16 protein-coding genes and 2 tRNA genes are annotated in these 24065 nt (G+C 42.0%); 5 read left to right on the top strand and 13 right to left on the bottom strand.

The genetic code is table 11. The features are described from left to right. Positions 1-14: 14 nt before the first annotated feature. From priA to QMG11_RS06625, 5 genes are all read right to left on the bottom strand, one after another. A complete protein-coding gene (gene priA, locus QMG11_RS06645; protein WP_281834532.1) occupies positions 15-2312 on the bottom strand; it encodes a replication restart helicase PriA in 2298 nt (765 codons plus the stop codon). Positions 2313-2322: 10 nt separating this feature from the next. Further along, positions 2323-4449 carry a PASTA domain-containing penicillin-binding protein gene (locus QMG11_RS06640; RefSeq protein ID WP_281834530.1) on the bottom strand — a complete coding sequence of 709 codons (2127 nt, stop codon included), beginning with the start codon at positions 4447-4449 and terminating at the stop codon, positions 2323-2325. Between the two features lie 259 nt (positions 4450-4708). After that, positions 4709-4793: transfer RNA gene (locus QMG11_RS06635), tRNA-Tyr, on the bottom strand. A gap of 133 nt (positions 4794-4926) precedes the next feature. Continuing rightward, a tRNA-Leu gene (locus QMG11_RS06630) sits at positions 4927-5010 on the bottom strand. Positions 5011-5273: 263 nt separating this feature from the next. Then, complete coding sequence (locus tag QMG11_RS06625; protein ID WP_281834528.1) at positions 5274-5510, bottom strand: TIGR03905 family TSCPD domain-containing protein; 237 nt, start codon at positions 5508-5510, stop codon at positions 5274-5276. 203 nt (positions 5511-5713) lie between these two features. Between QMG11_RS06625 and QMG11_RS06620 the strand changes: the two genes are divergently transcribed. Then, positions 5714-6913, top strand: coding sequence for a dienelactone hydrolase family protein (locus QMG11_RS06620; RefSeq protein WP_281834526.1), 1200 nt, complete (start codon positions 5714-5716; stop codon positions 6911-6913). A 43-nt stretch (positions 6914-6956) separates the two neighbouring features. Here QMG11_RS06620 and glyS read toward each other — a convergent pair whose 3' ends face one another. The 6 genes from glyS to QMG11_RS06590 form a co-directional block, all read right to left on the bottom strand. Continuing rightward, positions 6957-9029 carry a glycine--tRNA ligase subunit beta gene (glyS, locus tag QMG11_RS06615; protein WP_281834524.1) on the bottom strand — a complete coding sequence of 691 codons (2073 nt, stop codon included), beginning with the start codon at positions 9027-9029 and terminating at the stop codon, positions 6957-6959. A 42-nt stretch (positions 9030-9071) separates the two neighbouring features. Then, positions 9072-9941: a glycine--tRNA ligase subunit alpha gene (glyQ, locus tag QMG11_RS06610; protein WP_281834522.1), complete on the bottom strand. Its 870-nt coding sequence runs from the start codon at positions 9939-9941 to the stop codon at positions 9072-9074. A 22-nt stretch (positions 9942-9963) separates the two neighbouring features. Then, positions 9964-10431 (bottom strand): signal peptidase II, encoded by a 468-nt coding sequence (lspA, locus tag QMG11_RS06605; protein ID WP_281834521.1) that lies wholly within the window; start codon positions 10429-10431, stop codon positions 9964-9966. Positions 10432-10504: 73 nt separating this feature from the next. After that, on the bottom strand, positions 10505-13303 hold the full coding sequence (gene ileS, locus QMG11_RS06600; protein WP_281834518.1) for an isoleucine--tRNA ligase: 2799 nt from the start codon (positions 13301-13303) through the stop codon (positions 10505-10507). Beyond that, positions 13303-15699, bottom strand: coding sequence for an ATP-binding protein (locus QMG11_RS06595; protein WP_281834517.1), 2397 nt, complete (start codon positions 15697-15699; stop codon positions 13303-13305). Before QMG11_RS06595 ends, ileS begins: the two co-directional genes overlap by 1 nt. 3 nt (positions 15700-15702) lie before the next feature. After that, the gene (locus tag QMG11_RS06590; protein WP_281834512.1) at positions 15703-17871 is read right to left on the bottom strand and encodes a Tex family protein; all 2169 of its coding nucleotides are present in this window, start codon (positions 17869-17871) and stop codon (positions 15703-15705) included. Between the two features lie 524 nt (positions 17872-18395). Here QMG11_RS06590 and QMG11_RS06585 point away from each other — a divergent pair. Together QMG11_RS06585 and QMG11_RS06580 are read left to right on the top strand one after the other, a co-directional pair. After that, positions 18396-18833, top strand: a complete 438-nt coding sequence (locus QMG11_RS06585; RefSeq protein WP_281834510.1) for a hypothetical protein — start codon at positions 18396-18398, stop codon at positions 18831-18833. Between the two features lie 127 nt (positions 18834-18960). Beyond that, positions 18961-20739, top strand: a complete 1779-nt coding sequence (locus tag QMG11_RS06580) for a phosphoenolpyruvate carboxykinase (RefSeq protein WP_281834508.1) — start codon at positions 18961-18963, stop codon at positions 20737-20739. A 49-nt stretch (positions 20740-20788) separates the two neighbouring features. On the opposite strand, the gene QMG11_RS06575 is transcribed toward QMG11_RS06580, so the two are convergent. Further along, positions 20789-21271, bottom strand: coding sequence for a NanQ anomerase/TabA/YiaL family protein (locus QMG11_RS06575; protein WP_281834506.1), 483 nt, complete (start codon positions 21269-21271; stop codon positions 20789-20791). An 80-nt stretch (positions 21272-21351) separates the two neighbouring features. Then, positions 21352-22233, bottom strand: coding sequence for a UTP--glucose-1-phosphate uridylyltransferase GalU (gene galU, locus QMG11_RS06570; protein WP_281834504.1), 882 nt, complete (start codon positions 22231-22233; stop codon positions 21352-21354). Between the two features lie 270 nt (positions 22234-22503). On the opposite strand from galU, the gene QMG11_RS06565 reads away from it, so the two are divergent. After that, complete coding sequence (locus QMG11_RS06565; RefSeq protein ID WP_281834502.1) at positions 22504-23253, top strand: YveK family protein; 750 nt, start codon at positions 22504-22506, stop codon at positions 23251-23253. Next, positions 23243-23950: a CpsD/CapB family tyrosine-protein kinase gene (locus QMG11_RS06560; RefSeq protein ID WP_281834500.1), complete on the top strand. Its 708-nt coding sequence runs from the start codon at positions 23243-23245 to the stop codon at positions 23948-23950. Before QMG11_RS06565 ends, QMG11_RS06560 begins: the two co-directional genes overlap by 11 nt. Positions 23951-24065 lie beyond the last annotated feature (115 nt).

Raw genomic sequence — 24065 nt, 5'->3', positions numbered from 1 at the left:
TTTTACACCTCTTTCTACATCAAATTAATCGGGTCTACATCTATTGTTATTCTAAACTTATTTTCTTTCATCTCCTGGGCTGTATCTCTCAGCACAGGCTTTATCGCCCCCACAGCTTTTCGGCTTCCCTTGATAAAGAGCTGGTATCTGTACCTCCCCTTTATCCTGTAGATGGGAGCCTGCATGGGACCATAGATCTCCACTCCCTGGGCACTGCTGCCTATCCTCTTGAAGAACTCTGTAGCATAGCCTTCCAGGTCCTCCTCCGACTGGGATGATATTATTATATTTATTATCCTTGAAAATGGGGGATAGTTCATTAGTCTTCTGTTCTCTATCTCATCTTCATAGAGTCCCTCATAGTTCCCCTCCATTATTCTTCTTATTACATAGCTTTCAGGCTGGTAGGTCTGGATGAGGACCTCCCCCTCCTTCTCTCCCCTTCCTGCTCTTCCTGCCACCTGGCTCACCAGCTGATAGGTTTTCTCCCCAGACCTAAAATCTGGAAAGTTAAGTATGGTATCTGCACTTATTACCCCTACCATGGTTACATCTGGGAAGTGAAGTCCCTTGGATATTATCTGGGTTCCAAGCATTATATTGTACTTCTTTTCCAGGAACTCCCTGTACATCCGCTCATAGAAGTTCTTCTCCCTGCTGGTCTCCGAATCTACCCTTATTATTCCAGTGTCGAAGTATGACCTTATCTCCTCCTCCACCTTCTCAGTTCCCTTGCCAGAGTGCTCTATATTCTTGCTTCCGCAGCTGCTGCACCTGGGTTCATACCTCTTGGTGTATCCGCAGTAGTTGCATTTATATATTCCGCTCTGCATATAGTAGTTCATGGATATGGAGCAGTGGGGACACTCCTCCACATGACCGCAGTCATGGCACTGTATATAGGTGGAGTAACCCTTACGGTTGAGAAGAAGCATTATCTGCTCATCCTTCCTCAGGGTTGTGGAGATATCCTTGAGCATCTCTTTGCTGAAAAACTGATTCTCCTCGGTCTTCATATCCACAAGCTTCAGCTTGGGAAGCTTGGCTCCCTTATACCTGTTATTCATCTCAAGAAGCTGAAAGACCCCCTGCTTAGCCAGGAAGTAGGTCTCGATGGATGGAGTGGCAGATCCTAGAACCACCTTTGCCCCCTCCAGCTCAGCCTTCTTTATCCCCACATACTTGGCACTGTATCTGGGGTTGGTATCCTGCTTATAGGTCCCCTCATGCTCCTCATCTATTATTATATACTTCAAATTTTCCACTGGAGCAAATATTGCTGACCTTACCCCTAGCACAACTTTCTTCTCTCCCCTGTGAAGAGCCAGCCATTCCTTGGCTCTTTCAGCTGGTGTGAGCTTACTGTGAAGGATTGCAATATTGTCTCTGAACTCCCCTTTAAACCTGTTTATCATCTGGGGAGTTATGGATATCTCAGGTACCAGGAAGATTGCACCTCCCCCCTCAGCCAGGGCGTCCTTTATAAGCCTCAGGTAGACCTCTGTCTTCCCCGATCCTGTAACTCCCTTTATGAGGAAGTACCTCTTATCCGATTCCTCTATACTCCTTCTTACCTCTTCCTGTTCCGGGCTGAGGACAGCTCCTCTGGGAGCGTAGGCTTCCTTCTCTGCCTCTCCGTCGCTCTCCCTCACATCTTCCCTCACAGTTTTCTCCAGGACAAGTCTCCCTGCTTTTAGGAGCTTCTCGATAACACCCTTTTCAAAGTGCTTCTCCACTACGCTCTTACCTACCCTCTCCCTCTCCTTAAAGTAGGCAGCGATTCTTCTGTATCTTTCTCCTACATCCTCCTGAGGGATGAGCTTTATTTTACTTTTCCCCTCTAGGATCCCAGCTTCCAGGGCTTCCTTGACAGCTTCCTTACCAAACCTCTTATAGAGGGTGGGTCTTCCCACCTCAAGTTTCTTGGTGAAGTATTCCTGAATCTCCCCCTCCTCAGGGGTTCCCGGAATAAAGCCGCTTCCCAGTCTGTACTCATGGATATACTCCACCTTGAGGTTACCTGGAATAGCGGCCCCAAGAACCTGCCCAAAGGGGCATAGGTAGTAATCCTGTATCCATCTGAGAAGCTTCACCATACTTTCTGTGAGGCTTATGTGGTTCTCCATCTTCCTGGCAATGGGAAGGACCTTAAAGTTAAACTCCTTACTGCTCTCCTCATAGACCACAAGGGCACTCTTCCACCTGCCCCTAAAGGGAACCATGACCCTGTCCCCTACTTTGTAAGAATCTTCAGGGTCCGAGTAGGTATAAAAATCATTTGTATCATCTACATATACTCCAAAATATCTCATAAATCACATCCTACTCCAGGTAGAGTTTTACCTTCCTTATATTATCCAGGGATGTTCCCTTCTTTGGAAGCTGATTCTTTATAACTCCTCTTCCCTCTACCTCTATATCTATGTCCAGGCCAGAGAGTATCCTCATGGCCTCCCTTACACTTTTCCCCTTAAGGTCTGGTATCTCAACCAGGGGCTGGTACTCACTCTCTCTTCCCCTGTAGGTCTGCTCATCCAGGATCTTTACCTCCTCAGGCTTCATCTCCTTGTAGTTTATTATCCTGTTTGCCACCTTGGAGAATACTGGAGCTGCTACTACTCCTCCAAATCTGTTGTAGTAGATCTTAGCCTGGGGTTTCTTGAACATGGTCAGAATTACATACTCTGGATTATCTGCTGGGAGGAATCCCACAAAGGAAGCCAGATACTGACCCCTTAGATATCCACCAGGACCACTTATCTGTGCTGTTCCGGTCTTTCCTCCTACATCATATCCCTCTACTCTGCCGCCCTTTCCGGTACCCTCGGCTACTACCTTTCTAAGGATCTCCCTCAGCTGGGCAGATACCTCTGGGGAGATAACCTGCTCCCTTACCTCTGGAATATTTCTTCTGAGAACCACTCCGTTTTCATCTGTTATCTTCTCTACCACATAGGGCTTATAGAGCTTACCTCCATTCACGACTGCCGAGAAGGCTGTTGCCAGCTGAAGGGGAGTCATCACTATCCCCTGTCCAAAGGACATTGTATTCTTCTTAAGACCATCCCACCTTCTGCTCGGTGGCAGGTAGGGGCTCACCTCTCCTGGAAGATCCACTCCTGTCTGTTCTCCAAGACCATACTTTCTCAGGTACTCCTCAAATTTCTTATCTTCCATCTTATCACTGATATGAACCATACCTATATTACTGGATTTTTCCAGTACCTCACTTAGGGTAAGGACTCCCCTTGTATGTCTGCTGCTCTCCCTTATGGTATGGTTATATTTTTTCAGCCTACCATCCCCTACATCAAAGGTATCCCTTGGAGTTATATCTCCGTCCTCTAGAGCTGCTCCTACGATTATAGGTTTAAATGTAGATCCCGGTTCATACTGGTTCTGTATTATAGGGTTTCTGAGGCTCCCCTTTCTTCTGCTGAAAGCTGTTGTAGCAAGGATCTTCCCGCTGTTGGGGTCCATTATTATCCCTACTGCTTCCTCAGCCTCAGTTTCATCATACTTCCTCTTGACCTCTTCAGTTAGGATATACTGAAGGAAGGAATCTATTGTCAGGTGCAGGTCCCTTCCATTGGCTGAGATCTCCAGGTGGTCAGCCGATGTGGGAAGCTTCATATCCCTTGCATTGGTGAATAAGCTTCTTCTCTTTACATGCCTTCCCTTAAGGTAGTTTTCATACTCCCTCTCCACTCCAAAGATCCCCACTCTCTTTCCCTCGGAGTTCTTTGTCTGAGCTACAAGTCCCAGAATAGATTCTAAAGATCTGTCGTTGTAGTTTCTCTTGGTTTTCTCCTTGAGCTGGATTGCCGATCCCACATAGATCTTATTTTTCCTGAGGTGATCCAGGATCGCATCCCTGGTTTCCTCAGACATATTTCTGGCCACTACCTTGTAGCCGGCTCCTCTTTTAGCCTGGCTCAGCTTCTCTATCTCCCTCTTAGAGGGATTTATGAGAAGCTTCTGGTACCTTTTATCTATTTCCATAAGGGCTTCTACGGCCTTCTCACTTTTAATTATTATCCGTGGATTGATTATGAAATCATATTCATTTTCATCGTAGGCCAGCACCCTGTCCTTGCTGTCAAATATCTTTCCACGCCTTCCCACTACTTCATTTATCCTGTTGGCCTGTTCATTGGCCCTCCTCTCATACCTGGCGCTGTTTACCACCTGTATATTGAAGAGTCTTATTATAAGTAACAAACTGAAAAACACACACACATACCAAAATAACGTTAACCTATTATTAAAACTTAGTCTTGATTGGGGTTTTTTCAGCCTTCTCACTGCCATCATAGTAAATATAAATAAGGGCACTGTGATCGATAGCTTCGAATAATCCCTACTCCAAAATATCAATCCCGTCGATATTAGGAATAAAAATATCGCTCCTATAGCCACAGATGCCCTTAGCTTTGATCTTCTTGTCAAAGGCTTGCACCTCCTGAGTAAAGCATCTAGTTTTCGACAATATAATTATAGTTTATATCCTTCACTTTTACAACCATTTTTTTCACTTCTTTCACAATCTCCAGAATCCGTTCAAACCACTGATTTATCTAGGTTTTAGCGTATGCTAAAGGCTTTGCGAAAGTTTGTATTACACATGTACTTTTTTATCCAAAAATAAAAATTTCTCAATTTCGCGCCCCAAATTAAAAAAACAGCCCTTAGGACTGTTGATCTCAGATGGTGGTGAGGGAAGGATTCGAACCTTCGAAGGCGGAGCCGGCAGATTTACAGTCTGCTCCCTTTGGCCACTCGGGAACCTCACCATCTTAAATTAACAATTCTTCCCACGAGTGAAGCAAGTTCCCTCTTGAAGAAGTTGTTATTTTAATATTCTTTTTTAATTATCAAAAGTTGAGAAGAGATTTACTCTATTCTATAGACTTTTGATAAATTAACTGGTGCGGAGGGGGAGACTTGAACTCCCACGTCAAAGACACTAGATCCTAAGTCTAGCGCGTCTGCCAATTCCGCCACCCCCGCAAAGTAAATTGTAAAGTTTTCTGCGATTGATTTAAAATCATTCTTGAAAAAATTTCAATTTAGGAAATGATAAAAAATCAAATTCCTGTGGCTTGCTATAAGAAGAAAAACCGTTTAGCTCCTCTCCAACGCTCAATAATATTAACATCTTTTGAGATTTAAGTCAACACTTTTTTCTTTTTTTAAATTTCACTCTAAAACCACCTGAATATTTTCTCCTTCAGTGCTATAAAAAACAGCCCCTGAGGGCTGTTGTAATAGGTCTACAGTGATTTTAAAGCCTGAGCCAGCTGATCTGGACATGAAGTAGCTCTTGGACCACAGTTCAATCCCTCAAGTCTTGCTACTACATCCTCTACCTTCATCCCCTGAAGAAGTGCACTTAGCCCCTGAGTGTTTCCGCTGCATCCTCCATTGAAGATTACCTGTTCAACAACTCCGTCCACAACCTTAAATGATATATCTCTTGCGCATACACCTGATGTCTTAAAAGTTTTCATTCTGCTTCCTCCTGTATTTAAAAGTTTTTTACTCAACAACTCTAAAAACCATTATATCATGTTTCTATAATATGTCAATCTGCTCTTTTTATCCAGAACAGTCCTGATTTTTAATACTTTATCCCCTGAACCTTTGAAGGAATTTACTCAACTCTCCCATAGAATTAATTTATAAGGTTTATCTCACTGAAAGGAGGATGTTCATGAAAAAATTTTTTTTAATTCTCATTATATTTCTTACTGCCTGCTCAAACTCTCCCAAGGATCCTATGGAGCCTCCCAAGATAAGTGTTGCAGGAGAAAGAGTAGAATACCTAGACGGTGAGGAGGTATTCAGTGGATACCTTGTTTACGAAAGGTCCAAGAAGGGAAAGAGGCCGGGTATCCTACTGATCCACCACTGGCTGGGATTGGATGATTTTACCATGAGGGAGGCCGACAGGTTTGCTGAGGCTGGGTATCTTGTCATGGCTATGGATATGTATGGAAGGGATGTCAAAGTAACTTCCCACGAGGACGCAGCTAAGTTCTCAGGCTACTATAGGGAGAACAGAGACCTTATGAGAGGAAGGATAGAGAGTGCTATAGGGGAGCTAAAGAAGAATCCCCATGTAGATACAGATAACTTAGCTGTCGTCGGGTATTGCTTCGGAGGGGATGCCCTTATCGACTACATGCTATATAGTGAGGAATTTAAAGCCGGGATCTCATTCCACGGTTTCTACACCTCCCCCCTTGTGGAAAGCGACTTAAAGGGAAGACTCCAGATCCACCACGGAATCTTAGATACCATATCCACTGTGGACCAGCTTAATAAGTTTATGGTGGTCCACCCGGAAATAGAGGCATACCTCTATAAGGAGGCCGGTCATGGTTTCACAGTACCTGAGGGAAGCAGTTATAACAGGGAAGCTGCCAGGGAAGCCTTTGAGAGAGCTAAGTCATTTCTGAAGCGGAACCTCTATACCAAGGGAGAGGATGAGTTTTTAAACTACTCCACAGTTATCGAGGCTCCCATAGAGGAGGTCTTCTCATACTTCAATGAGGTAGGGAAAAATATCCATTGGATAAAGGGTTTCTCTGGGGAGGAGACCCTTTACAAGGAGGAAGGAACTTACTTAAACTCAAGGTTTATTCAGAAAATAAGGTCCATGGGAATGGATATGAAATTTTTAGGAGTTATCACCTCCTATGCTGAACCAACATATCTGGAGATGTACTACAGCGATCCGAGGTTTATAATAAGGCTGGAGTATATCCTGGAAGAGGTAGAAGAAGGAACCAAAGTTACCCACAGGGCTTACTCGGTAGACAGCAACAGCTTTATAAACTTCTTCAACAAAAGAATCCTTAAGAAGCAGATGAAGAGATTAAAAAAGGCAGTGGAAGAAAATAAACAATAGTAAATAAAAAATAAAATCCTGCCCATAGGGGCAGGATTTTATTTTACTTCTCCTCTATAAGCATTAGGTTGGCTACCTTGTTAAATAGGCCGTCTAATCCTCTCAGTAGAGATAGTCTGTTGTTTTTAATTGCTTCATCCTTATCCATTACCATTACGCTGTCAAAGAATGAGTTGATTACATCCTTCCCCTCTAGGATATCTGAGAAGAACTTGTCGTATGATTTCGTCTGAAGGTTTAGCTCAGACTTTGAGTCAAACTCTCTGTAGAAACCGAATAGAGCCTTCTCTGCATCCTCCACAAGAAGGTCAGCATTTACGCTTACCTCTCTGTGATCCTTAGAGATGTTAGCTACTCTCTTAAGTAGAAGCACAAGGTCGTTAAATCCTTCAGCTTCAGTTGCTCTAGAAAGAGTTTCTATCTTCTCTACAGTCTCTAACAGGTTGTCGTAATCTACATCTACTACAGCTGCGATTACATCCCTTCTGTATCCCTTGTCTCCAAGGACATTGATTACTCTCTGCTTGAAGAACTCGCTGATATCTGAAAGAACCTCAGCTCTGTCTCTCTTCAGTACTCCAGCTGCATCAAGGATATCTATCATTCTTACAGTAAGCTTGTTAAGAGAGATATCCAGCTTAGAGTCCAGGATAATGTTAACTATTGCAAGAGCTGCTCTTCTAAGAGCAAATGGATCCTTAGATCCGCTTGGAATCAGACCTATTCCAAAGCATCCTACCAGTGTATCCATTCTGTCTGCTATACCAGCTGTGATCCCCTCTATTCCCTTAGGAAGGGTATCTCCCTGGTATCTAGGGTAGTAGTGCTCCTCTATCCCCTTGGAAACTTCCTCAGTCTCTCCAGACTTAAGGGCATACTCTGCTCCCATGAATCCCTGCAGCTTAGTAAACTCCTTCTCTCCTATCATGTGGGAAACAAGGTCAGCCTTAGAAAGATGTATCGTTCTGAGAACACTCTCTAAAGAAGATGTCTTGTTTACCTCTTCCAGAAGGTACTCAGCCAGCTTCTTACTTCTCTCTAACTTGTTGTAGATAGTTCCCAGGTCCTTCTGGAATACTACTGTCTTAAGCTTCTCTACATTGTCTGCCAGAGGCTTCTTTAGGTCCTCCTGATAGAAGAATCTTGCATCTGAAAGTCTCGCAGAAAGAACCTTCTCATTTCCTATTCTTACGTGATCAGAGTCCTCAATACCATTTCTGATAACTACAAACTTAGGCAGAAGCTTTCCGTTCTTGTCTAGGATAGGGAAGTATCTCTGGTGAACCTGCATTGAGATTATAAGCACATCCTGAGGTACCTCTAGGAACTCAGAGTTAAATGTTCCAACGATTGGATATGGATACTCGATTAGGTTAGTTACCTCATCTAGAAGATTCTCATCCACTCTTACAACCTCATCTGCTGTTGTGCACTTCTCATCTATCATATCCAGGATAAGCTGCCTTCTCTCAGCTATATCGATAATTACATTGTTTTCCCTTACCTTTGTAAAGTACTCATCTATTGTAGCTACTGTAAAGTCCTCTCCAAAGAATCTGTGTCCTCTAGATGAAAGTCCGCTCTTGATTCCCTCGATCTCAAACTCCACAAGGTCGCTGTCTGCCATAGCAAGGAACCACTTTATTGGTCTGGCAAACCTCATCTGCTTATCAGACCACTTCATAGACTTAGGGAAGCTTAGCCCCTCTACAAGTCCTTTAAGTGTATCTGCAATAAGAGATTTAGTCTCCTGCCCCTCTACAAACTTTCTTACTCCGATATACTCTCCCTTAGGAGTCTCTATTATCTCAAGATCTGTAGGCTCTACCCCCTGAGACTTGGCAAATCCCATTCCAGCTCTTGTAAGCTCTCCGTTTTCAGAGTAAGCCACAGACTTCGCAGGACCTGTGTTTACTACATTCAGGTCCTCCTGTTTTTCAGCTACTCCCTCTACACACATTACAAGTCTTCTAGGAGTTCCGTAGGTCTTTACCTCATCAAAGGAAATTCTGTTTTCCTTAAAGTTCTTGCTGATAGCCTTCTTCATATCATTTAATGCTGGTTTTAAAAATCCAGCAGGTATTTCTTCCATTCCGATTTCTAATAGGATTCTCACTATTTTTCTCCTCCTCTAGGCTGCTTTTTTAAGCTCTTCTCTCTACTTATTTAAAAGCGGGTGCCCTAGATCCTTTCTGTTTTTAACATATATTTCAGCACATCTCTTTGCAAGGTTTCTTACTCTTAGTATGTAAGACATCCTTTCAGTAGTAGAGATAGCACCTCTCGAATCTAGTACATTAAAGGTGTGTGAACACTTTAACACATAGTCATATGCAGGAAGTACTAATCCCTCATCTAAAGCTCTTACAGCTTCTGCTTCATAGTCGTCAAACCACTTAAAGTGAAGGTCAAGGTCTGCAACCTCAAAGGCATATTTAGAGTTTTCATACTCATACTGGAATCTGATGTCCCCGTACTTTACACCCTTTGTCCACTCAAGGTCATAGATGCTTTCCTTTCCCTGGATATATAGAGCGATTCTTTCTAGTCCGTATGTAAGCTCTGATGGTACCACATCTAGCTCAAGTCCTCCTACCTGCTGGAAGTACGTAAACTGAGTGATCTCCATTCCATCAAGCCATACTTCCCATCCAAGACCCCAGGCTCCAAGAGTCGGCGACTCCCAGTCATCCTCTACAAATCTGATGTCGTGCTTTTGCGGATCTATTCCAAGCACCTTCAGACTCTCTAGGTATAGCTCCTGGATATTCTGCGGCGATGGCTTCATGATTACCTGGAACTGGTGGTGCTGGTAAACTCTGTTAGGGTTCTCACCATATCTACCATCCTTAGGTCTTCTTGAAGGCTCCACATAAGCCACATTCCAAGGCTCAGGTCCCAGTGACATAAGGAATGTACTTGGGTTGAATGTTCCTGCTCCTGTCTCTATATCGTAAGGGTTTCCTAGTACGCACCCCTTTGAACTCCAATATTCTTGAAGTTTAAATATCATCTCTTGAAAAGTCATCTGCTTTCCTCCTCTAACGATTTTACTTCTCTTGCTCCCTCTTTTTTCTTGAACTCATAAACTCAGATAGTATGATGAAGGCTACCCCTATATTTATCCATACATCTGCCAAGTTAAATACATAGCTCCATATCCCTCTGAAGTCCATCATATCCACAACAAAGCCTCTTGTGAGTCTGTCGATCATGTTTCCAATGGCCCCTGAAAGGATGAAGGCGTATGCAATGTTTTCAAGTTTATTCTTCTTATTCTTTACACTCTTTACAAGGTACCAGCTTATCCCTATTATTGCTAAAACTGTCACAACAGAAATAACAGGTATCTTCCCCTGAAACATACCAAAGGCTACCCCTCTGTTTTTTACATATGTCAGGTGAAAGAAATCAAATATCAGGGGGAAGCTCTGTCCCTCTACAAGGTTAGCTACAGTTAAATGTTTTGTCCACTGATCTACGATTATTAGAGCAGTAATAAGTATAATATAGTACATTATTTCATCCCCTGGTAACTTTTATTTTTTAAGAAGAATGTGACGGGAGATCCCGCCACAAATCCTTTATAGATTATTTAGTAAGTACACCTGAACATCTTGGACAAAGAGTTGGGTGCTCAGCATCTGCCTTTCCAAGCTCAGTAGAGTACTTCCAGCATCTCTCACACTTATCTCCGCTTGCGTGCTCTACCTTGATAGATAGTCCCTCTACCTCTTCAGCTGCAGTGAATGTTTCATCTGCTGCATCTGCAAGAACTAGCTCAGATACGATTAGGATATCCTCTACAAGCTTCATGTTCTTCTGGATTACTTCCTTCATCTCAGCATTGTCCACAACTAGTGCTACCTTTGCATCTAGAGAGTTTCCGATTATCTTGTTCTCTCCCTGTCTAGCTCTTTCAAGAACCTTGTTAGCTTCCTTTCTAAGCTTTATCAGGTTGTCCCACTTAGCTTCTACAGCTTCATTCAGGTACTCATCCTTATTTTCATACCAGTCTGTAAGAAGGATAGATTCTGCTTCCTTTCCTTCCTCTCCTAGCTTAGACCAGATCTCCTCAGCTGTGAATGAAAGGATTGGAGCGATCATCTTGTTCATAGTAACAAGGATCTCATACATTACTGTCTGAGCTGCTCTTCTCTCTACTGAGTCTGTCTTTTCAGTGTATAATCTGTCCTTGATGATATCTAGGTAGAATGCAGACATGTCGATACCTGCAAAGTAGTGGATATCCTGGAACAGGTTGTAGAACTCATACTTGTCGTAGTTTTCAGTTGTTCTTCTCTTCAGTGTCTCTAGTTTGTGTAGTGCCCACTTATCTGTTTCAGTAAGGTTCTCATAAGCTACCTTATCCGTTGCAGGGTTGAAGTCACTTGTGTTTCCAAGGATGTATCTAGCTGTATTTCTTACTCTTCTGTATGCCTCTGCCATCTGCTTAAGCATATTTTCCGAGATCTTTACGTCATCTCTGTAGTCTACAGATGCACACCACAGTCTAAGGATGTCCGCCCCATACTTCTTGATTACTTCCTCTGGAGATACTACGTTACCTACAGATTTAGACATCTTTCTTCCCTCTCCGTCGTTAACGAATCCGTGAGTAAGAAGTGTTTTAAATGGAGCATCCCCTGTAGAACCGATTGAAGTCAGAAGGGATGTCTGGAACCATCCTCTGTGCTGATCGGACCCCTCTAAGTAAAGGTCTGCAGGTCTTCTAAGGTTATCTCTCTCCTCGCATACTGCTCTGTGGGATACCCCTGAATCAAACCATACGTCCATGATGTTAGTTTCTTTTCTAAGCTCTACACCCTCTAGGTTATACTTAGCAAGAAGCTCCTCTCCGATTAGCTCCTCAGCTGAGTACTTAAGCCATGCGATAGAACCTTCCTTCTTCACAAGCTCAATAACTCTTTCGTGGATATCTGCTTCAAATATCTCTGCTCCAGTAGCCTCATTGTAGAATACAGGAATTGGTACTCCCCAGACTCTCTGTCTTGAGATGCACCAGTCCGGTCTGTTCTCTAGCATGCTTCCGATTCTGTTTCTTCCCCATGCAGGAATGAACTCTACATTATCAAGAGCCTCTAGCGCCTTCTCTCTAAGGTCAGACCCCTCTGCCTTAACAAACCACTGCTCAGTAGCTCTGAAGATTACAGGAGTTTTTGATCTCCAGTCATGTGGATATGAGTGCTCTATCTCCTTAAGGGCTAACAGGTGTCCTGTCTCCTCCATGTGAGCTGCGATCTCCTTGTTTGCTTTCTTATAGAATAGTCCGGCAAACTGTCCAGCCTCCTCTGTAAGGTGTCCCTTGTTGTTGATTGGTGAAACTACATCTATTCCATATCTAGTTGCCACTACGTAGTCATCCTGACCGTGTCCAGGGGCAGTGTGTACACACCCTGTACCAGCTTCAAGAGTAACGTGATCTCCTAGGATAACCATGCCTGTTCTCTCTAGGAACGGGTGCTTATATGTAGTCCTCTCTAGGTCTGCTCCTACAAACTCCTTTATAAGTTCAGCATCTTCGATTCCCATCTCAGCTAGAGCTTTTTCAGCAAGTTCCTTTGCAAGAACTAGGTTTCCTTTAACTGTCTTATATACTCCGTACTCAAACTCTGCATGTAGCGAAATTGCCATATTTGCAGGCATAGTCCATGGAGTAGTTGTCCAGATTACCATAGATGCTTCATCTAGACCTAGCTTCTCTAGAAGGTCTGCGTTACCTTCCATCTTTACATAGATAGATGGTGATACGTGGTCTCTATACTCGATCTCTGCTTCAGCTAGCGCTGTCTCTGTAGCTGGCGACCAGTAGATAGGCTTTAATCCCTTAAAGATATATCCATTCTTGTACAGCTCTCCGAATACCTCCAGCTGCTTTGCTTCATACTCTGGGTTAAGAGTAAGGTATGGTCTCTCCCACTCTCCCATGATTCCCAGTCTCTTAAACTGCTCCATCTGAGTATTTACCCACTTTTTAGCGTACTTTGTACACTTCTCTCTTATCTTCATTGGAGACATAGTTTTAGCTTTCTCTCCAAGCTCCTCAGTTACCTTTAGCTCGATAGGAAGACCGTGAGTATCCCATCCAGGTACATATGGTGCGTTGTATCCCTGTAGCCTCTTATATTTTAAGATAATATCCTTTAGTATCTTGTTTAGTGCGTGCCCTATATGAATGTTTCCATTTGCATATGGAGGTCCGTCATGTAGAATGAAATGCTCCCCTCTGTTTTCTAAACTTTTTTTGTAGATATCGTCCTTATTCCACTGCTTAATGATTAGTGGCTCCTTGTTAGGCAAGTTTGCTCTCATTTGGAAACTTGTCTTGGGAAGGTTTAGGGTTTTTCCATAATCTCTCTCTTCAGACATTATTTATTTTCCTCCTTATAGTCATTTAAAGTTATTTTTACTTCTGTACCTTCATTTGGTGTGGATATAAACTTCATTATACCCCTGTGGTGCTTTATTATTCTAAAGGCTATTGAAAGTCCTAGTCCAGCTGAATCCTTTTTATAACTAACAAAAGGTTCACCTATATTTTGTAGCTCTGTTTCGTCCATTCCAATACCATTATCAACTACTCTTACTCTTATCTTCTCTGTGTTTCTTCCCTTGGAAAGAATTATATTTATCTTCTTATTGGCCTTTCCATTCATGGCCACTGCATCTATGGCATTATCCAGCACTTCCAGGAATACCTTCTTCAGTTCCCTTCTGTCTCCATATACCATACCATTATACTTAACAAATAGGGAGATACTTATTCCCTTGCTGCTGATCTCCTCCTTGTTTTCAAGGTAGATCTCGTTAAGGAGTTCATTCAGAGGAAATACCTCCAGCTGATACTCCTTCATATCGGAGTATTCCGTAAGGATACTGTCCTCTCTCTTGATATTTATAAGCTCACCTTCGAGGGCTATAAGCTTCTGGGCTATATCCTCGCCCCCTGCCTTAGCTTCCTCCATAAGGTGATAGATCTTGCTGAGTACCATCTCTCTTCCATCCAGGAACTTTTCAGACAGTTTACCTATAGTAAGGGCTCTTTCATTTTCAAGCTTTTCCTCCTCCAGGCTCTTATTCTTAAAGTGAGTTCCCAGGTTTAGGATCAGAAGGTTCAGAAGCTCCACCTCTTCAGGTGTTATCTCCCTCTTCTTCATGAAGTTATCCAGGATAATACAGCCGTAGTCCCTGTCATTGCTGTAGATAGGAATTATTATAAAGTTATTGAATCCCATACTCTGAAGGAGTTCGTTCCCCAGGTTGTACTTATAACTCTTATCATTATAGTATATAATTTTCTTTTCTAAAAGGGATTCTGCCAATAAACTTTTCTCCCTGATAGAAATTTTTATATAGGATATAATTTCGTCCAAGGACTCCCTCTGGAACCTGAAGGTCCCTATGGCCTGGTCATCGCTTTCACCGTTTTTAAGGCTGTTGTTAACCATGGAGTACTCTCCCACAAGGGACTCTATCTCCCTGCTGTATCTGAGGAATACCCCTCTGCTGTAGCCAAGGCCCACCTCTGAGGTAAGGGCTCTGAGGATTATCCTTATTACATCAAATATATCCTCCTCCCCGTATATTCCCAGAAGAAGTTTTTCTATGACATCTATCCTGTTTATATTCTCCTTGAGCTTAAGGTTCTTTTCCTTGAGGTCTTTCTCATTCTCCTCTATGGTCTCCACCATCTTCTTAAAGGACTTTACCATGGACCTGATCTCTCCAGACCCCTGTACCTTCAGGCTTATCCCCGACTCTCCCCTGGCTATCCTGTTGGAAGCTTCTGCTACCTCCACAAGGGGATTCAGCATCTTATAGAAGATCTTACCAAAGATAGCTGAGTTAAAGAGGATTAGAGCTATGGTGATACTTGCAATCATAAGAAGTACCAGAGCCTTCATCTGGGTTACGTCTGTCTTGGATATGGCTATCCCCAGGCTTCCGATTATCTTACCCTCGGCATCCTCCAGTGGGTATATCCCCAGATAGTAGATCTCCTTCTCGATGTTTACCTCCCTGTAGAGGTAATCTTGCTCCCTATTAAAGGTATCGTAGTTGAGAGTAAGGGTGTCAAAGTGTTCCGTACGCTCCTCCTCTTCACCTACAATCTCAGAAGCCTGGATATAGAAGATCCTGTGCTTCTCATCCAGTCCCAGAATCTCCCTGGCTCTCTTTAGGAAGGTGTCCTCGATGGTGAAACTCATCACCACCTCCCTGATATTTTTATCCAGGTAGTTGGGTACAGATATCCTTACAACTGTGGAGTTCCCCACAGCCTCTTGATATACAGACTTTATCTGATACTTTCTATCCGATAAAAACTCCAGGTACTTGTGGGAGTTTGTTACTGTGAGGGTTTCCAGGGCATCCTTTCTCCCGCTCTCTCCCAGGATCTCACCCTTATACCCGATAAGGGTTATCACAGTATTTCTGTACATCTTAAAGTTCTGTTTATCCATCTGGGACTTTATCCTTGCCGCCAGCAGGCTGTAGTTCATCTCCCCGGTCTGCTTAGCAGTAGTGCTGCTGAGGTGCCCCCCATTGGACATCTGATAGATATCGTCCTCCAAGCTATTTACATAGAAATCATAAAACCTGTCCAGGGTCTTTATCTTCTCCCGGGTCATCCTCTTGGTTTCCGAGTCCATGTCCTTAAAGGTGATGAAGGTCAGTATCCCTGCTATCATGAGAGATGTAAGGATTATAGCTATATCATTATAGAAGATTATTTTTATCAATAATGAATCTCTTCTAAGCCTCATAATCTACTTCTCCTTTTTCGTAAGTCCTACCCTTGATCTCTTTACATCTATATCCTTTACCCTTACCTTGATTATATCTCCCACGGATAACACCTCTGTAGGGTCTGTGATCCTTCTCTTGGACATCTCGGATATATGAAGGAGGGCATCATTTTTAAGGCCTATATCTATAAAAGCCCCGAAGTTCACTACATTTCTAACAGTCCCTTCAAGCTCCATTCCAGGCTTCAGGTCAGATAGCTTCAGGATATCCGATTTCAGCATAGGCTTATCCAGCTCATCTCTCGGGTCTCTTCTGTCCCTTATAAGAGCTTCATAGATATCCTTGGTAGTTGCCTCTCCGTAGTTATTTTCATTTGCAAACTTCTTGTAGTCAAAGGATGCCAAAGCCTTTCTTATCTCGTCCAGCTTAACCTCATACTCCTTAAGGGAGTATCCCTTGCTTTCCAGGATCTCACTTGCAATTCCATAGGACTCAGGGTGGATTGTAGTGTTTTCCAGGGGATGTGCTCCTCCTGGTATAACTATAAATCCTGCCATCTGCTCATATGCCTTAGCTCCCAGTCCCTTAACCTTAAGAAGTTCCTTTCTTGTCTTAAAGTTACCATTTTCCTTCCTGTACTCCACTATATTCTTAGCAATATTTTTCTTTATCCCCGATACATGTGATAGAAGAACATAGGATGCTGTATTGGCGTTTATTCCAACAGAGTTTACCACATCCTCTATTACCTCATCTAAAGAGGTATCCAGCTTCTTCTGGTTTACATCGTGCTGATACATCCCTACTCCTATGGATTTAGGATCTATCTTAACAAGTTCTGCAAGAGGATCCTGTATTCTTCTGGCAATGGAGATAGCCCCTCTAGCTGTTACGTCTAGAGAAGGGAACTCCTCCTTAGCAAGGGGAGATGCCGAGTACACCGATGCTCCCGCTTCATTTACAATAAGGTAGTGAACCTTTCTGTTAAGGTTAGGTATTATCTTAGCTACAAAGCTCTCAGTCTCCCTGGAAGCTGTCCCATTTCCAATGGCTATAAGATCGATCTCATACTTATCTACAAGTTCCTTTATCTTTTTTTCCGCTGCTTTCAGCTGCCCCTCCTTGTGCATTCCCTCTACAAGGAATAGCACATCATCTGTCTGGAAGAATCCGTCTCCGTCTACTACCACTGTCTTACACCCTGTTCTGTAGGCAGGGTCCAATCCCAGTACGCTCTTTCCCTCTAGAGGCGGCTGAAGAAGGAGGTTCTTCAGGTTCTTCTTAAATGCAAGAATAGCCTCTACCTCTGCCTTCTCAGTCAAAAGATTTCTAACCTCCCTTTCAATTGAAGGAAGGATCAGCCTGTCTAAAGCATCTCCTATTACCTCTAGATATATCTCCTTTAACTTTGCATTTGGGTAGTCCTTCAGGATGATATTCTGTATCATTATTCTTGTTATATTATCTAGCTTTACAGAAACATTGAGGACCTTTTCCTTCTCTCCCCTGTTTACAGCAAGAACTCTGTGGGAAGGCATCTTGGAAACTTCCTCCGTATGCTCATAGTAGTCGCTGTAAACCTGCTTTTCATCTAGCTCCTTGGCTTTCTTTGTGGCCTTGACCTCCAGCACTCCCCTCTTGGTCATATTCTCACGTATCTTCTCTCTGTAGAGAGCTACTTCAGAGATCTCCTGAGCCAGGATAAGGTAAGCTCCCTCTATGGCAGCTTCTACATCTGCCACCTCCTCAGTTACATATCTTTCAGCCTCTGTTTTAATTCCCTCAGGGGTACTCTTCTCCCCCTTGATATATTCAGCGAGAGGCTCTAAGCCCTGCTCCTTGGCGATATCCGCCTTGGTCTTCCTCTTCTTCTTATACGGAAGATAGATATCCTCCACCTCCTGAAGCTTTACTGCCTTGGCTATACCAGCCTTCAGTTCAGGTGTCAGCTTCCCCTGCTCATCTATTAACTTCAATACCTCTTCCTTCCTCTTCTCGAGGTTTCTAAGGTAGTTTATTCTATCTGTGACATCTCTTATCTGAGTCTCATCCAGGTTTCCTGTCTGTTCCTTTCTGTATCTTGCTACAAAGGGTACTGTGGCCCCCTCATCTAAAAGTTTCATGGTATTCTCTACCTGGTTCTTTTTAAGATTAAGTTCCTTGGCTACTATGTCAAAAAAAGTATTCATACTCCCTCCCTAAACCTGGCATCTTTAAGATATAAATATAGTTGGCCTCAAATGAGCCCAACTGGTTAAAATTTACTCTTATCATACAGTGTACATTCTATGCAAATCACACTGCATTATAGCACAATCCCGGGGCTTTGTCTAACGCATCCCCTTATTTTACTGGTGTAATTTATTTTATTTTCATCCTTGACACATACCTATGAATTGACTATACTTTTAGTATATTTATGATTCATTGTAATGCCTCAGCGAGCTGAAAGTGGTGAGAGTCAGCCTTTACTTTGAAGTTGTAGTAGCTGTACAGTTTATTTATATCTTTAAAAAAGATATATGCAGATAAAATTTTTGGTGTAGATACATCATCTAAAGTAATCTCCATGTGTTGATTTCAGGTATTTAAATGATTGGATCAGCTTATCCTGAACCGGGGTAGGTGTCTAATTTTTTAAGTATCTGATTTTTTTATTTTCAGGACACTGTCTCCCATATCATAATTAATTATTTTATCGGAGGGTATCAATATGACTATTAAAAACATTCAAACAACTTTAAATTCTTCTGTATCTCTATTAAGCAGCCACTTTAATCTTCCAGCAGACTATGCGTTCCTTAAGAAGGTTCCCCTAATAAAGGACTTCGCCCAGCCTACACTGCAGTTTTCCAAGAAAAGAAAAAGATTTATCCAGGTAAAGGAATCTCCTCTTTCAGGGGTATCTATTAATGAAAAACAGTGGCTTTGCTACCCTGCCTACTGGAATAGTAAGCTGACATATATCTATATCCACGAAAATCAGCTGAGCCAGGGACTTGCGTTCTGTAACCTCTTTGAAAGAGCTCACATCGATGTTTCTGCAGTTGTTCCTGAAGTCATCTACCTCTTCGGAATGAGGGATTTCAACTCGGAGCTGCCAACTCTCTTCCACAGAGATATCCAGAATGACATCACTCTCATCTACTAACCAGGACAGAAGTATATCCAATAAACTTCTCCATCTGTAGAGTTTATGTGGTACAATTATTTTATACACAAGAACCATTTAATAAGGTTTTCAAACTTAAACCCCATTGTAATAAAGGAGATTTCACATGAAAGCAGAATTTTTAATGAGCAGGCAGAGTGCCATAATAAACTTCACAGAAAAGTACTGTGACACAGCTGAAAAGCTTTTGGACAGCAATGCCTTTAGAAAGGTGCTCACCTCATACCTTGAAAAACTGAGAAAGAAGGACAACGCCCTCTACAACCACTTCATCGTTAAGACCGAGGGAGATTTTGAGCTTCTTGTGGAGGAATTGATAAACGTCTTTAAACTTCTCCTTGTTCTTAGGGTAGAGGATTTTGAAAAGATCCAGTCGAAATATATTTCCTACTTTGAGGGAAGGGATTTTTTCGTAGAGTTAATCGAGGGAATCTACTCCTTCTGGAGAAGAATGGAGAGGTATGCCGTTGTATCCAACAGCCGTCGTGGGCAGGGACTTGAAAATGTAGGATTTATAGAAGCTAACAATGACTTCAACAACCTTATCCTATCTGTCTACAGAAGAATAGAGGAAACTGTTATGGGATATCAGCACAGGGTATACCGGCAGCTTACTGCTGGAGCCAATGCCGGCCTTATCATCAACAAGGTGGACTGGCTCTGTCCCCCTGAGTACTCCTTCCTAGAGAGGATACCATTTATAGAAACAGTTATCCTGCAGCCTCCATTTATTACATATCCCAAGGTCAATAAGAGAAGCGGATACTTTGAGGAGGTTTTTAAGAACCCCCTTGAGGATTCATCTATAAATGAGCACCATTGGTTCTGCTACCCGGCAAAGATCGGTGACCTCTATGCCTACGTTTACTTTCACAAAGACTTCATCTGCCAGGGGATCACTCTTTCAAACCTATTTGAACTTGCCACTGAAGAGGAGTGCAGGAACAGAAAGCCGGATATCATCTATATCTATGGAATGAAGGATTTCAATAGGGAGATGTCTACAGTTTTCTACAAGGATAAGGAAAACGACATCGTTATAGGATATGCCAACTATAATGAAGGAATAGACTACTTTGGATATATGAAGAAGATGCTCCTTACCCTTCACAACATAAAGATGCTCGAAAGGGGATCCCTTCCCCTTCACGGTGCCATGGTAAATATCACCACCAAGACCAATAAGGAGTACAACATTGTAATAGTGGGGGACAGTGGTGCCGGTAAATCGGAGAGTCTGGAAGCATTTAGAGTACTCAGTGAGGAATATATCAAGGATATGAAGGTTATCTTCGACGATATGGGAGTTCTTTCCTTAGATAAGAAAAATCAGATTGTTGCCTCTGGTACCGAGATCGGAGCCTTTGTGAGGTTAGATGACTTAGATGCAGGTTACGCCTACAAGTCCATGGACAGAAGTATCTTCATGAACCCAGACAAGGAAAATGCCAGACTGGTTCTTCCCATTGCAACCTATGAAGAAGTTACAAAAAGATACCCAGTGGACTACTTCTTCTATGCAAACAACTACGCCGATGGGGAGGAACTCACCTTCTTCAATACACCTAAGGAGGCCTTAAAGGTGTTCAAAGAAGGAGCTCGTATGGCTAAGGGAACCACAGCTGAATCTGGGCTAGTCAAATCCTACTTTGCCAACCCCTTTGGCCCATACCAGAAGAAGGCCAGGTGTGACGCTCTTTTAAATAAATACTTCAGTATCCTCTTCGAGAGAAATATCCAGGTAGGAGAGATCAAGACCAAGCTGGGAATCCAGGGAATGGAGAAGGAAGGCCCTAAGAGAGCTGCTAAAAAACTATTGGAGCTTCTGGAAGGAGTTCAGAACTCCACTACCGAAGCTAAACCTAAGGCTTCACCTAAAAAATAAATAAAGACACTAAAATGGAGGAGCTTATAAGCTCCTCCATTTTATAAATTTACTTTAAAAGTTCCATCTTCATCTTTACTATAGCTTTCTTAGCTTTTCCAGGCTTTCCACCTACTGTACACCTTGGTCTGTGAATATCCTCTGGAAAAAATACTGCAAAATCTCCAGGGAAGAGGTCTACCATATTTTCCCTCTTCACATCCTGATAAAAGATTATATCCCTCTCCTGGGAATACTCTTCTAGTACCCCATCTATATTTTCTTCCCTGCTGTCCACTGCTACCCCAATGGATTCCTCGCCGTCTAGCACCAGTTGAATATCCAGATACCTCCTGTGTGCTTCAGGTCTTCTTTCCTCCCTTGGAGCCATATCATTTTCCTCTATATTTATAAAGAGGCTATCCCCCTCAATTTCAATTCTTCCTAACTCTCTGTTCTTCAGATCCGTATCCCTCAGATAGATCAGCATCTCCTTTAGCCTTGGAGCAAGGTAATCCATCTCTCCAAGCTTACTTAAGTTTCCAAGTATCATAGTCTCCTCCTAATCTCTAGCTTCTATTATCCACCGGAAGAAAAAGAGCTTCCATACCAGATGAAAACTCTTCTCTCCTCTTATATACTCTTATTTAATTCCTTAAGGTATTCTGAAAGCCCCTCGGCTGTCTCTGAGTTTCTCAGTCCAAACTCAATGTTTGCCTTAAGAAGCCCAAGCTTATTTCCTATATCATATCTCTTCCCCTCAAAATCATAGGCAAGAACCTTATTTCCGTCATTTAACATCTCTAAAATAGAATCCGTAAGCTGGATCTCTCCTCCCTTACCTGGCTTTCCATTTTCAAGGTAGTCAAAAACTTTACCGTCCAGTACATATCTTCCCAGGCAAGCTAACCTTGACGGCGCTTCCTCTATACTTGGCTTCTCCACAAAATCTGTCATCTCCACAGTTCTTTCATCTAGGGTAGCCACTGGCTTTACTACACCGTACTTGGATACGTCCTCCACAGCTACCTCCTGCACTCCTATTACACTTGCTCCATACTTCTCATAGGTATCTATCATCTGCTTGGATACAGGGTTTTCAGGGTTGTGCATGATGTCATCTCCAAGGGCTATTACAAATGGCTCATCTCCTATAAATGGTTTTGCCTTAAGAATAGCATGCCCCAGTCCCAGAGGTTTATTCTGCCTTACATAGAATATGTTGGCCATAGATGACAGGTGTTGTATCTTACCTAGTAGTTCCATCTTCCCGTCATTTTCAAGGGTAGTTTCCAGCTCATACGAGTAATCGAAGTGATCCTCTATGGAGTTCTTATTTCTTCCAGTTACGATTACAATATCTGTAATTCCAGATTCCACAAGTTCCTCCACTATATATTGAAGAGAGGGCTTATCAACGATTGTAAGCATCTCCTTTGGCTGTGCTTTTGTTGCAGGGAGTACTCTTGTACCTAGTCCCGCTGCTGGTATTACTGCTTTAGTTATCTTCTTCATATCCTTCCTCTCCTTAATTGCTCTATTCTGTTCTTATATTCATTTTATAACAATTTATCCCTTTTTTAAACCCTTATTTTTATTAGTTCCCTATTCCTTCTGAGTTCTATTGTTTTTTAATTCTGAAACTTAAAATTTTTTCTTAAATTATTCAAAGGAATCATATTCAGTAAGGAGGAAAAATAGCCTCTAATGTAGTATATAAATTTAAAGGAATATAACAAAACATTATGAATTTTATAGGTGGAATTTCAAAGGAGTTGGGGGTAAATGGCTGATAACAAAACTGGAGTAAAAGAGAAATTCCAAAATGTAGAAAGCATTCAAGATGATATAACCTTGATGGAGATTTTATTTATAATTGGTAGAAAGTGGAAGTTAATCGCAATAACTATGATAGCAACTACCCTGCTTGGATTAACAGTAACCCTTTTAAGACCCCACTTATACGAAGCCGAGGTTACATTGATGGTCTCAAATGGACAAACATATTCATTGGAAAAGCTTGGAAATGACGAAATTTCAAGAAACCAAAGACTGGTGTCTACCTACGCTGAGATAGCCAGAAGTAAAAGCATTATGTTAAATGTTATAAGAAATTTAGATCTGGAAATGAGCCCTGAAGAAATATCTAAATTGCTAAGAATGAGCCCTGTGGAGGAAACAGAGTTGATCAAAATAACCTACAGAGATAAAAACCCTCAAAAAGCAGCTATGTTAGCCAATGAAATCTCTGAAGAGTTCATCCAGAAGATCAGTGATGTTATGACCTTTGAGAATTTAAAGATCGTAGAAAGAGCAACAATACCTGAGAAATCACTCTCAGATATGAAAATTGTCGTTGGAATTGTTTCAATTATACTAGGAACACTTTTGGGAGTATTCTTAGCTATTGTCAGTGAATTCTTATATGGTAAGTTAAGAAAGCCTGAAGATATTGAGCGGATAATGGGGTGCCAGATCTTAGCAAATCTCCCGAAGTACAATGACAGTGAAGAAGGTGATCATAATGGGACATAGGAGGATTTTTTTAAAAGAAGGTAAGGAAACTCATATGGCTGAAGCTCTCAGGTTACTACGTACAAATATACATTTTATGGAGCCAAAAAAAAAGAGAGTTATATTGTGTACCAGTACTGTTCCTGGAGAGGGTAAAAGCTTTGTAACAGCTAACTATGCTATGTCAGTGGCTATAAGCGGTGAAAAAGTTCTTTTGATAGATTGTGACATCAGAAGACCTAGGGCCCATAGCATATTCAACCTCAAAGTAGAAACTGGAATTGCCGACATACTTTTAGGTAAAAAGAGGACAGAAGAAGTTATCTTTAAAGAGGTTGAGAAAAACTTAGATCTGCTGCCTTCAAAACATTTAAATAATAATGTTACAGAACTCTTTTTAGGAGGGCGTATGAAGAACCTCATCGAGAATCTAAAAAAAGATTATGATCTAATCCTCCTAGATACTCCTCCTCTCCTGGCGACTTCAGATGCAGCTATTTTATCTAAATATTCCGATGGGGTAATATTCGTATGCGGCTATGGAATGATAACAAAAAAAGAACTTATTCAGGCTAAAAAAATGCTTTCAAAAGCTGAAGCAAACCTCTATGGTATTGTCATCAATAAAATTGAGGAATCAGGATACGCTGCCGGTAATTACGGCTATTACAGTTATACACATAAATACTATGACGAATATATGAGTGAAGAGAACTAAGGGTGGAAAATTCTATATCTTAAATCCATGTAAATAGGCGGGTGAAAGAGGATGAACTTTTTGATAAAAAAAGAAAACATTAAAATTAATGGGCAAACTGTAACCAAGGTAATCG

Origin of the sequence: Propionigenium maris DSM 9537 (genome assembly GCF_027925155.1) — a bacterium.
Lineage (GTDB): Bacteria > Fusobacteriota > Fusobacteriia > Fusobacteriales > Fusobacteriaceae > Propionigenium > Propionigenium maris.
This window is presented reverse-complemented; position numbering and strand designations above follow the sequence as displayed.

Coding starts and splice junctions, on each gene's coding strand:
- QMG11_RS06595 (WP_281834517.1), bottom strand. CDS start 15,699: ATGAGGCTTAGAAGAGATTCATTATTGATAAAAATAATCTTCTATAAT.
- ileS (WP_281834518.1), bottom strand. CDS start 13,303: ATGTCTGAAGAGAGAGATTATGGAAAAACCCTAAACCTTCCCAAGACA.
- glyQ (WP_281834522.1), bottom strand. CDS start 9,941: ATGACTTTTCAAGAGATGATATTTAAACTTCAAGAATATTGGAGTTCA.
- QMG11_RS06620 (WP_281834526.1), top strand. CDS start 5,714: ATGAAAAAATTTTTTTTAATTCTCATTATATTTCTTACTGCCTGCTCA.
- galU (WP_281834504.1), bottom strand. CDS start 22,233: ATGAAGAAGATAACTAAAGCAGTAATACCAGCAGCGGGACTAGGTACA.
- QMG11_RS06575 (WP_281834506.1), bottom strand. CDS start 21,271: ATGATACTTGGAAACTTAAGTAAGCTTGGAGAGATGGATTACCTTGCT.
- QMG11_RS06580 (WP_281834508.1), top strand. CDS start 18,961: ATGAAAGCAGAATTTTTAATGAGCAGGCAGAGTGCCATAATAAACTTC.
- QMG11_RS06625 (WP_281834528.1), bottom strand. CDS start 5,510: ATGAAAACTTTTAAGACATCAGGTGTATGCGCAAGAGATATATCATTT.
- priA (WP_281834532.1), bottom strand. CDS start 2,312: ATGAGATATTTTGGAGTATATGTAGATGATACAAATGATTTTTATACC.
- QMG11_RS06560 (WP_281834500.1), top strand. CDS start 23,243: ATGGGACATAGGAGGATTTTTTTAAAAGAAGGTAAGGAAACTCATATG.
- QMG11_RS06565 (WP_281834502.1), top strand. CDS start 22,504: ATGGCTGATAACAAAACTGGAGTAAAAGAGAAATTCCAAAATGTAGAA.
- lspA (WP_281834521.1), bottom strand. CDS start 10,431: ATGTACTATATTATACTTATTACTGCTCTAATAATCGTAGATCAGTGG.
- QMG11_RS06590 (WP_281834512.1), bottom strand. CDS start 17,871: ATGAATACTTTTTTTGACATAGTAGCCAAGGAACTTAATCTTAAAAAG.
- QMG11_RS06585 (WP_281834510.1), top strand. CDS start 18,396: ATGACTATTAAAAACATTCAAACAACTTTAAATTCTTCTGTATCTCTA.